The organism is Nocardiopsis sp. NPDC007018 (assembly GCF_040635075.1).
GTDB lineage: Bacteria > Actinomycetota > Actinomycetes > Streptosporangiales > Streptosporangiaceae > Nocardiopsis.
Window position 1 is genome coordinate 19009 of the sequence record NZ_JBEYHA010000063.1, and the last position, 9933, is coordinate 28941.

The 9933-nt window shown below is 71.2% G+C and carries 8 protein-coding genes and 1 pseudogene; 3 read left to right on the forward strand and 6 right to left on the reverse strand.

Annotated features, from left to right (window positions below):
- Window positions 1–12: 12 nt before the first annotated feature.
- From ABZ635_RS24005 to ABZ635_RS24015, 3 genes are all read right to left on the reverse strand, one after another.
- Window positions 13–1248 carry a M20 family metallopeptidase gene (locus ABZ635_RS24005; protein WP_357769118.1) on the reverse strand — a complete coding sequence of 412 codons (1236 nt, stop codon included), beginning with the start codon at window positions 1246–1248 and terminating at the stop codon, window positions 13–15.
- A gap of 25 nt (window positions 1249–1273) precedes the next feature.
- The gene (locus tag ABZ635_RS24010; RefSeq protein WP_357769120.1) at window positions 1274–2431 is read right to left on the reverse strand and encodes a glutamate--cysteine ligase; all 1158 of its coding nucleotides are present in this window, start codon (window positions 2429–2431) and stop codon (window positions 1274–1276) included.
- A 165-nt stretch (window positions 2432–2596) separates the two neighbouring features.
- A complete protein-coding gene (locus ABZ635_RS24015; protein ID WP_357769122.1) occupies window positions 2597–3697 on the reverse strand; it encodes a YhjD/YihY/BrkB family envelope integrity protein in 1101 nt (366 codons plus the stop codon).
- 249 nt (window positions 3698–3946) lie between these two features.
- Here ABZ635_RS24015 and ABZ635_RS24020 point away from each other — a divergent pair, with 249 nt between their 5' ends.
- Together ABZ635_RS24020 and ABZ635_RS24025 are read left to right on the forward strand one after the other, a co-directional pair.
- Window positions 3947–5065 carry a galactokinase family protein gene (locus tag ABZ635_RS24020; protein WP_357769124.1) on the forward strand — a complete coding sequence of 373 codons (1119 nt, stop codon included), beginning with the start codon at window positions 3947–3949 and terminating at the stop codon, window positions 5063–5065.
- Between the two features lie 108 nt (window positions 5066–5173).
- Window positions 5174–6427 (forward strand): LCP family protein, encoded by a 1254-nt coding sequence (locus ABZ635_RS24025; protein WP_357769126.1) that lies wholly within the window; start codon window positions 5174–5176, stop codon window positions 6425–6427.
- 495 nt (window positions 6428–6922) lie between these two features.
- Here ABZ635_RS24025 and ABZ635_RS24030 read toward each other — a convergent pair whose 3' ends face one another.
- A complete protein-coding gene (locus ABZ635_RS24030; RefSeq protein WP_357769128.1) occupies window positions 6923–8140 on the reverse strand; it encodes an NADP-dependent isocitrate dehydrogenase in 1218 nt (405 codons plus the stop codon).
- A 179-nt stretch (window positions 8141–8319) separates the two neighbouring features.
- Window positions 8320–8679: a DUF3017 domain-containing protein gene (locus tag ABZ635_RS24035; protein ID WP_357769130.1), complete on the reverse strand. Its 360-nt coding sequence runs from the start codon at window positions 8677–8679 to the stop codon at window positions 8320–8322.
- 520 nt (window positions 8680–9199) lie between these two features.
- Between ABZ635_RS24035 and ABZ635_RS24040 the strand changes: the two genes are divergently transcribed.
- Complete coding sequence (locus ABZ635_RS24040; protein WP_357769132.1) at window positions 9200–9805, forward strand: FHA domain-containing protein; 606 nt, start codon at window positions 9200–9202, stop codon at window positions 9803–9805.
- Between the two features lie 33 nt (window positions 9806–9838).
- On the opposite strand, the pseudogene ABZ635_RS24045 reads toward ABZ635_RS24040, so the two are convergent.
- Window positions 9839–9933: pseudogene (locus tag ABZ635_RS24045) on the reverse strand (DedA family protein); the annotation flags it as partial.

Here is a 9933-nt window from a genome sequence, read left to right on the forward strand (position 1 = left end):
CCGGTCAGGGCCTCAGGCCAGGGCCTGGGTGTCGGCGCGCACGCCACCGGGGGCGTCCTCCCACAACGAGGTGAGCGCGGTGGTCACCATGAGGCGGGTGCCCACCCCGATGGCCCGCTCGTCGGCGTCGAAGGTGCCCCGGTGCAGGTCGAGCATGTCGCCGTCCCAGTCCGGGGAGTGGGTGCCCAGGCGGGCCAGGGCACCGGGCGCGTGCTCCAGGTACCAGGCGAAGTCCTCCCCGCCCAGACTCTGCGGGGTCGGCGTGACCGCCTCCGCTCCCAGGGCCGTGGTGGTGGCCTCGCGCAGGATCTCCACGCTGCGGGACTCGTTGATGGTGGGCGGCACGCCCCTGCGGTAGGTGACCTCGGCGTCGGCCCCGTAGGCGGAGGCGACCGACTCCACCAGCCCCTTGAGGATGTCCGGGGCGGAGTGCCAGGCCTCGTCGTCCAGGCAGCGCACGGTGCCCTCGGCGACCGCGTCATCGGGGATGACGTTGGGCGCCGAGCCCGCGCTGATCCGCCCCCACACCAGGCTGAACCCGGCCCGGGGATCGACCCTGCGGGACAGCGCCGCGGGCAGCTCGGTGACGATCTTGCCGAGCGCGTACACGAGGTCGGAGGTCAGGTGCGGTCGCGCGGTGTGCCCGCCCGGGCCGGACAGGCGCACCATGATCTGGTCGCAGGCGGCGGTGATGCCGCCGGTGCGCAGCCCCACCTTGCCGACCATCTGGCGGGGGTCGCAGTGCAGGGCGAAGACCCGGTCCACGCCCTCCATGCCGCCGGCCCTGACGACCTCGACCGCCCCGCCGGGGAGTTCCTCGGCGGGCTGGAACAGGAGGCGGACCCGGCCGGGCAGCGCGCCCGCCCGGTCCTGCTGGGCGAGGAAGATCCCCGCGGCCAGCAGGACCGTGGTGTGCACGTCGTGTCCGCAGGCGTGGGCGACGCCGGGGACGGTGGAGCGGTAGGGGACGTCCTTCTCGTCGGTGAGGGGCAGCGCGTCGATGTCGGCGCGCAGGGCGACCATGGGGCCGGGGCCGTCGCCGATGTCACAGATGAGGCCGGTGCCCTGGGGCAGGGCCTGGGGGGTCAGCCCCGCCCGGCGCAGGCGTTCGGCCAGGCGGCCCGTGGTGCGGTGTTCGGCGAAGGCCAGCTCCGGGTGCATGTGCAGGTCCCGGCGGAATCCCGTGAGCTCCCGCTCATGGCGCGCCAGAAAAGCCGTCAACTGCTCCGGCAGGTCACGTCCCTGCATGCGAGGGTCCCCATTTCGTCACTACTCATCGCGCGCCGACAAATGCCGCGCGGGCGGGGTCCCCCTCGAACTCGGCGGAGAGCAGGTCCACGACGTCCCGGAGCGATCCGCCGTCGGCGACTACCGCCCGTTGGCGCTCGTAGGAGGCTCCCTTGTCCAGGATCTCGGAGACCGTGTCCAGGTCATCCGCGCAGCCCAGACGGGTGGCGACCGGCGCCAGTTCGCGGACCAGCTCGTGGAGGTCGTCGCGGATCGGAACGGTGGTTCCGTGTGCGTCCGTGATGACACGAGCGTCGAGCCCGTAGCGGGTGGCCCGCCACTTGTTGTCCTTCACCACCCAGTTCGGCGGGCTCGGCAAGCTGTACCCGCGGTCGAGCTGGTGGTCGAACAGCTCCACCAGACACTGGGAGAGAGCGGCGGCCATCCCCACCTCGCGCAAGGTGGGAATCCCGTCGAACATCCGGATCTCGATGGTGCCGAAATCCGGGTGCGGACGGATGTCCCACCAGACTTCCTTGATAGAGGCGATGGTACCCGCATTCAGGAGGGTTTCGAGGTAATCCTCGAAAGCGGGCCACCCGGTGAGGTTCGGCGGCGGCCCCGAGGTCGGAAGGGCACCGAAGACCACGGAGCGCGCGGAGGCCAGTCCCGTGTCATGACCACCCCAAAAGGGGCTAGAAGCACTCAAAGCAAGAAAATGCGGGAGATACTTCGCAAGCGCGTTCACGATGGGAATGGCCTTCTCCTGACTGCGCACCCCCACGTGCACATGGACGCCGCAGGTCAAGATCCTGCGGGCCACCCACTGCATCTGGTCGACCAGCTCGCCGTACCGCTCCCCCGGGCTGAACTGCTGGTCCCGCCAGTGGTCGATCGGGTGCGTACCCGAACAGGTCAGCGTGGCACCGCGGGGTTCCAGCACCTCCCGCATCCGCGCCACGCTGCGGCCGAGGTCGTCCCTGGCCTCCTCGACCGTCTCGCAGATCCCGGTCACCACCTCCACCTGGGACTGCATCAGTTCGTGCCGCAGCGGGGGGATCGCGGCCTCACTGCTGAGGTCGGGGAGTTCGGCGAGGAGCGCGCTCGCCTCCTGTCGCAGATGACGACTGTGCCGGTCGACGAGTTGGAGTTCCCACTCGACTCCGAGCGTCGCGCGTTCGGACGAATTGAATGCGATTCCCATCTAACCTCCAGGTGAGGGGACAGCCGTTGCCACCGACGCACCGCTAGCCCCGGCGAACCGGTCATCCGGGACAGAGGAGGACTACCCGTCTCACACCGCGCGCATACGGAATCGACCCACAGTAAAATACGAGTTCTTTCCGATCGCTTTCCGATTCCTTGGCGATCAGCGACGCGAACGCGAGGCCACGGCCGCGACCCCCGCCGCGAGCGCCGCCCCCACCAGCGCCAACCCGAGGGAGAGCAGCCTCTGGGCCAGACGGCGCTCGGCCAGCGCCTCCGGACTCGGGCGCAGGACCGGCCGCGGGCGCGTCCAGTCCATCCCGCTCTCCTCCGGCGGTGTCAGGGACCCGGTGTACGGCGGCGGCACCGCGAGCCAGGTCGCGGTCCACGCGGCGCTGAACAGCACCACCCTGATCACCAGGTTGATCCACACCAGCAGCCCCACCAGCACCGCGAAGGACGCGTACACCGGATTCCCCAGCGTCCCCGCCAGCAACAGCGCAGCCGCGTACTTCAGAACCTCGAAGGCCACCGCTCCCAGCAGCGCGCCCCGCCACATCGGCGCCGAGGGACCCCCGTCACCCGACAGCACCGAGAAGATGAACACGAACACGCACATGTTCACCGCGATCGCGATCACCAGGGCCAGCGCCCGCAACGCCAGGTTCGCCACCAGCGACCCGTCCAACCCCACCAGCGAGAGCAGCCAGACCGTGGCCGTCTGCATGAAGCTCGTGAAGGCCACCGTGAACAGCAGCGCCCCGCCCAACCCCAGCATGACCAGCAGGTCGCCGAGCTTGCGCAGCACGAAGTTCGGGCCCTGCCGGAAGCTCTTCAACCAGATCGCGTGCAGGGCCTGGCGCAGCGACCACACCGAGTTCAGCCCCGCGTACAACAGGCCGAGTAGACCGACCACGCTCGCGCCCACCCGGGCCCGCGCGATCTGGTCCATCGGCAGCTGCTGCGACAGCCCCGGCAGGACGTCGTCCAGCGCCCGTTCCAGGTAGGAGGTCAGCTCCACCTGCTGGTTGGCGAGGAAGCCGACCACCGCGAAGGCCAGCGCCATGAGCGGGAAGAAGGACAGGAACGTGAAGTACGTGACCGCACCCGCCAACTGGGTGCCGTTGCGGTCCGAGTAGCGCTCGTAGGCGCGCACCAGGTGGTCGACCGACGGGTACCGGCGCCGCAGCCCCCAGTAACCGTCCATCGCCGAGTTCCGGTAACGCTGGGCCGTGTCCAGGGCCCGTTCGGAGAGTGGAGGCATGGTCTTCCTTCTTGTGTCTCCGCTGGCGCTGCGGCGCGGGTGGGTCGCCCTGTCGAGGAACGGGTCGACGGCGGCACGGCGCCGCTCCTGACGCCTCGTTCCCGCGATTCGCCCCCGTCTCCCGGATCGCTGACCGGGTCCGCAACCCTAGCGTCGGGGACCCCTCGGGACGAAAGCCCCACGCCAGCCCGGTGCCGAGATGCGGGCAGACTGGGACACGGAGATCACCGAGGAGAGCGGGGGCGGAACGTGGGGGTCACCGGGGCACGGGTGCGCGCGGTGTTGGGGGCTCGTGCTCGGGGGCCGGTCGGGGACTGGCCCGAGGCGCCGTCCGACGCGGACCTGCGGGACGGGTACGCCCGGCGGTTCGGCACCGCCCCCGAGGGGGTGTGGCACGCCCCGGGGCGGCTCGCCCTCATGGGCGAGCACACGGCGGCCAGCGGCGGGGCGGCCCTCTTCGTCGCCCTGCCCTGGGGAGTCACGGTGGCGCTGGGCACCGCTCCCGGCAGACGCGCGCACGTCGCGACGCCCGACGGCCGCCTGGGAGCGCGTAGCCCCGCCGCCCGCGCGGTCGCCCGTGCCGTGGCCGACGCCCGCGAGGGCGGTCTCCTGGCGCCTGGGAGGGGCGTTCGCGTCCTCATCGGGTCGGGCCTGCCCGAACACGCCTCCCTGGGGTACGCGGCGGCGGTCGGGGCGGCGGTGTCCCTGGCGCTCGCCGACCTCGCGGGCGCCGACCGCCCCACGGGCGGCGGCGTCGACCAGGCCGTGGTGCTGGCCGCCCGCGCCGGGCACGCGGTGCGGGCCAACCTCGGCAGCGGCCGCACCACGGTGCTGCCCTTCGACCTGGAGGCCGCCGGACAGCGTCTGGTGGTCGTGGAGACCGGCGCCCTGCCCCGGCGCGACCCGCGCCCGCCGCGCGCCGCGGAGCTGGCCCGCGCCCAGGAGGTCCTCGGCCCGCTGCGCTCCGTCCAGGACCTGCCCGCCGCGCTGCGCCGCCTCCAGAACCCCGCGCTGCGCCAACGTGTGGAGTACGCCGTGACCGAGGTGCACCGGCTCAACGCGGCGGTGGGCCTGCTGCGCGCGGGGCGCGCGGCGGAGACGGGACCGGTCCTGTCCGCGTCCCACCTGTCCCTGCGCGGTTTCGGCCTGCGCCTTCCCGCCGTGGAGCTGGCGGTGGAGACCGCAGCCCGGGCCGGTGCGCGCGGCGCCCGCCGCACCGGGTGGGCCGGGACCGCGTTCGCCCTGGTCCCCGAGGGCCGGGTGGCCGGGCTGGGGTCGGCGGTCCGGGAGGCGTTCACGGGGCGCGGCTGGCCCCCGCCCCGGATACGCGCCCTGGTGCCCTCGGACGGGGCCTCCCGCCGGGGATGACCCCGGGCGCCGGAGGAGATCGGGGAGAACCCGACTACCCTGTCAGCGATCACAAGGGACGTACGACACATCCGAGGGCCGCAGGGCACGGAGCAGATAGGCGAATCGATGGCTGATCGACGGTACCGGGAAGGGCCGGGCCCGAACGGCGAACACGACAGCGCGGGCGTGTTCCGGCGCGGGGGCGACCCAGACAGGCCGGACGAGTTCGAGCGGCTGTACCGGCCCCGCGAGTCCGAGCAGAGGTCGGTGGGCGAGACCCGCCGACTCCCCCCGGCCGACCAGGTCCCCCCGCTGCGCCCGAAGAAGCGCCGCACCCACAGCGCCGGGCGCGAGTACGACGGCCGCGGTCACCAGCGCCGTGCCCGCGAGCGCCGCATGAAAACGGCGCGCACCACCGCCGTGCTGGTCCTCGTGCTGCTGCTGGTGGTCCCCACGGCCTTCTACCTGTGGGCGGACTCCCGGCTCCAGCGCGTGGACGCCCTCCAGGACTACGAGGGGCGCCCGGACCGCCAGCCCGGCACCACGTACATGATCGTCGGTTCCGACAGCCGTGACGGCCTGGACGACGACCAGATCCGGGACCTGGCCACCGGTCGCGCCGAGGGCCGCCGCACCGACACGATCATGGTGCTGTACATGCCGCGCGACGGCGATCCGACCATCGTCAGCGTGCCGCGCGACTCCTACGTCCCCATGGCCATCCCCGGCTACGCCGACAACAAGATCAACACCGCGTTCGCCGACTCGGTGTGCGGCACCGGCGAGGACGGCGAGGAGGTCTGCGGCGGCCCGGCCCCGCTGGTCCAGAGCTTCGAGCAGGCCTCGGGCGTGCGGATCGACCACTACGTGGAGATCGGCATGGGCGGTTTCGTGGACCTGGTCGACGCGGTCGGCGGCGTGGAGCTGTGCCCGGAGGAGCCGATGGCCGACCCGAAGGCGGGTCTGGACATCGAGGCGGGCTGCCAGGAGATGGACGGCGGCACCGCGCTGGGCTACGTGCGTACCCGCGCCACCCCGCGTGCCGACCTGGACCGCATCCAGCGCCAGCGCGAGTTCTTCTCGGCGCTGATCCAGGAGGCCAGCGCCCCCTCGACCATGTTCAACCCGTTCAAGTCGGTGCCGCTGGTGCTGGCGGGCACGGACACGTTCATGGTCGACGAGGGCGACAAGCTGCGCCACCTGGCCAGCATGCTGCTGGCGATGCGCGGCGGCACCCAGACGACCGCCGTGCCGGTGGGCAGCACCCCCACGCTGGACGGTGTGGGGTCGGTGGTGCTGTGGGACGAGGGGAGGTCCGAGCTGATGTTCGAGGCCATGCGCAACGGTGAGGTCATCCCCGAGGAGGCCATCGAGGACTGACGGCCGGGCATCGCCCGGGCAAAGCGAAGGGCCCGTCACCGGAGTGACGGGCCCTTCTTCGTGACGTTCCGTACTGTGCGCGCCTACCCCCCAGCGGGCGCACGGCCGGCACGTCGGCTCGTGGTGGCCGAGGGGCGAAAACCCGCTCTGGCCTGCCGGTTCTCACCGGCGTGTCTCCACAATAGGTCAAAGTTCGCGAAAGGGGCGAATCGTGTTCACGTGTCCTACGTCGCACCAGGCGCCGGAGGACCCCTCTCCACTCCGTCATCCTCCCACCACCGGAGCCCGGATGTGGCCCGAACACGGGAAAGACACCCGGGAACTTCGGCCGCCCCGGGACCCCGAACCCCCGCGAACACCGCGTTTCGTGCGTCTTGACCCCTCGCGGCGACCCCCGGAGACGACGAGGCCCGGGCGCCCCCTCACGGGGACGCCCGGGCGTGGCCAAGGTCTCACCGCGACCGTCGGCTCAGGACGGTGCGACGGGTCCCGGCACTAGGCGAGACGCTTGCTCAGGTTCTCGTCCAGGGCGGCGAGGAACTGCTCGGTGGTCAGCCACTCCTGCTCGGAGCCGACCAGCAGAGCCAGGTCCTTCGTCATCTGGCCGCCCTCGACGGTCTTGATGACGACGTCCTCGAGGGTGTTCGCGAACTCGACGACCTTCGGGGTGTTGTCCAGCTTGCCCCGGTGCTCCAGACCGCGGGTCCACGCGAAGATGGACGCGATCGGGTTGGTCGAGGTGGGCTTGCCCTGCTGGTGCTGGCGGTAGTGACGGGTCACGGTGCCGTGGGCGGCCTCGGCCTCGACGGCGCTGCCGTCGGCGGTGCGCAGGACCGAGGTCATGAGGCCCAGCGAGCCGTAGCCCTGGGCGACGGTGTCGGACTGCACGTCACCGTCGTAGTTCTTGCACGCCCAGACGTAGCCGCCCTCCCACTTGAGCGCGGCGGCGACCATGTCGTCGATGAGGCGGTGCTCGTAGGTGATGCCCGCGGCGGCGAACTTCTCCTTGAACTCGTTCTCGAAGACCTCCTCGAACACGTCCTTGAACATGCCGTCGTAGGCCTTGAGGATGGTGTTCTTGGTGGACATGTAGACCGGGTAGTTCCGGTCCAGGCCGTAGTTGAGGCTGGCCCGCGCGAAGTCCTCGATGGACTTGCGGTAGTTGTACATGCCCATCGCGACGCCGCCCTCTTCGGGGAAGTTCGCGACGTCGAACTCGACCGGCTGGCTGCCGTCGGCCGGGGTGTAGGTCATGGTGACCGTGCCGGGGCCGGGGACCTTGAAGTCGGTCGCCTTGTACTGGTCGCCGTGGGCGTGGCGGCCGATGATGACGGGCTTGGTCCAGCCCGGGACCAGGCGCGGCACGTTCTCACAGATGATGGGCTCGCGGAAGACGACGCCGCCGAGGATGTTGCGGATGGTGCCGTTGGGCGACCGCCACATCTTCTTCAGGCCGAACTCCTCGACGCGGGCCTCGTCGGGGGTGATGGTGGCGCACTTGACGCCGACGCCGTACTTCTTGATGGCGTGGGCCGCGTCGATGGTGACCTGGTCGTCGGTGCGGTCGCGCTCCTCGATACCGAGGTCGTAGTACTTCAGGTCGATGTCGAGGTACGGGAGGATCAGGCGGTCCTTGATGAAGGACCAGATGATCCGGGTCATCTCGTCGCCGTCGAGCTCGACTACGGGGTTTTCGACCTTGATCTTGGCCATGGCTGTGTGGCTGTCCCTTCGGTGCTCGCTACCGCCTCGTGAGGCGGGGCCCGGTTCCGGTTCGTGGCCGGTTCCGGTCCGCGCCCGCGGCGATCACCTGATCCCGCCCGGTGTCCGTGCTCCCGGGAGGCGGTGCTTGTTCGGTGTCGCGGTATCTCGACATCAAGCTTATTCGACGCCTAGGCGGAGAGTTGCGGCGCCACCCAGGCCAAGACGATCAGAAGGACCGCGAGCGCCACCAGAGTGAGCAGATCCACCCATCTGCGACGCACCGCGAGCAGGCCGATCCAGTCCTTGGGGAGCACCAGCCTGAAGGTGGCCGCGAGGAGCAGGGCCGCCGCGATGATCGCCGGACCCCGCTTGAAGTAGGCGGCGGCGACCACCACGATCCCCGCCGCGAGCGCCGACAGCACCAGGGCGTAGGGCACCTGGGAGAGCCAGTAGGGCACCTTGGGGCGGCCACCGCCCTTCCCGCCCGAACCGTCGGCGGGGTTGTCCCCGTCCGACCGCGCCACCTCAACCTGCTCAGCGTCGTCCACCGCGTCCCGACCCGTTCGCTTTCGAATTGCCTGGCCGCCGTGCGGCTCGTACCCGTGGCCCCCGACTGGCACAGACCGGCCACACGCCGCCGCGGGACTGTCCGAAACCGAGCGGCACTCCAGCGTGGCTCATGTTCCCGGCGGCTCCGCGCGCCCCGCGAGAACAGGGACGGCGTCATCATGGAGGGGCCGTGTCCATTGTAGTGAACGGCGCAGCCGAAGCCCCAGGGCTCACGGAAACGGACTCCTCCCCCTCGGGTGGCACCCGTGTCCGTTTCCCGCTTCCGGTTCGGCCACAGCGCCGTAATTCCCCGTCTTGTCCGCCTAACTCCGGAGTAAGCGCGTAGAACGTGTACCAGCCGGGTAACCCAGGTGTTGATGAGCGCACCGGTGAGCGAGGACCACCCCCATGAAGCCCACTCGACGTGGCGACCGAACGGCCACCCCCCGGCAACAGACCCTCCACCACCGTAGGCCGCACCCCCACCGGCCGCGCCCCAGCAGCTCGGGAGGAGCCACCGTGGACGGTCCGCACCTTCGCCTGGAGGAGACCGGTGACGTCCGGCCCCTCCACCACGAGGTCACCACGGTGGGCCGGGGTGAGGGCGCCGACATCAGACTGACCGACCCCAGCGTGTCCCAGCTGCACGCGGAACTCGTCCGACGCGGGCCCTACGTGTACGTCGTCGACCTCGGACTCTCCCGGAACGGCACCCGGGTCAACGGCCGCCCCATCGCCCGCCGGGTGCTGGAGGAGGGCGACGTGGTGAGCTTCGGCGGAGCCCGCTGCCGGGTCGGCGGGCTGCCCACCGAACAGCTCAGCCCCGACATCGAGCTGCGCCGGGGCGCCGCGCCCGAGCTGACCCGCCGCGAGCTGGACGTGCTCACCGCCCTGTGCCAGCCAGCGCTGTCGGAGGAGGCTTTCGTGGCCCCGGCCACGGCCCGTGACATCGCCGAGGCCCTGGTGGTCACCGAGGCGGCGGTGAAGCAGCATCTGTTGAGGCTGTACCAGAAGTTCCGCATCCCGGAGGGGCAGAACCGGCGCACCCGGCTGGCCAACGAGGTGGTCGCCCTGGGTCTGGTGCGCCCGATGCCCGTGGGGGGACGTACCCGCCGCGCCAGCTGATCGCGTCCGGCCTCGCGGGTGGAACGAGTCCCACACCGCCGTCCACGGCGACTTGAGGAACAGCTCCATCCAGGTGCCGACCAGTCCGGCGATCACCACGCCCCACAGGCCCGCCCAGGCGAGCCCGC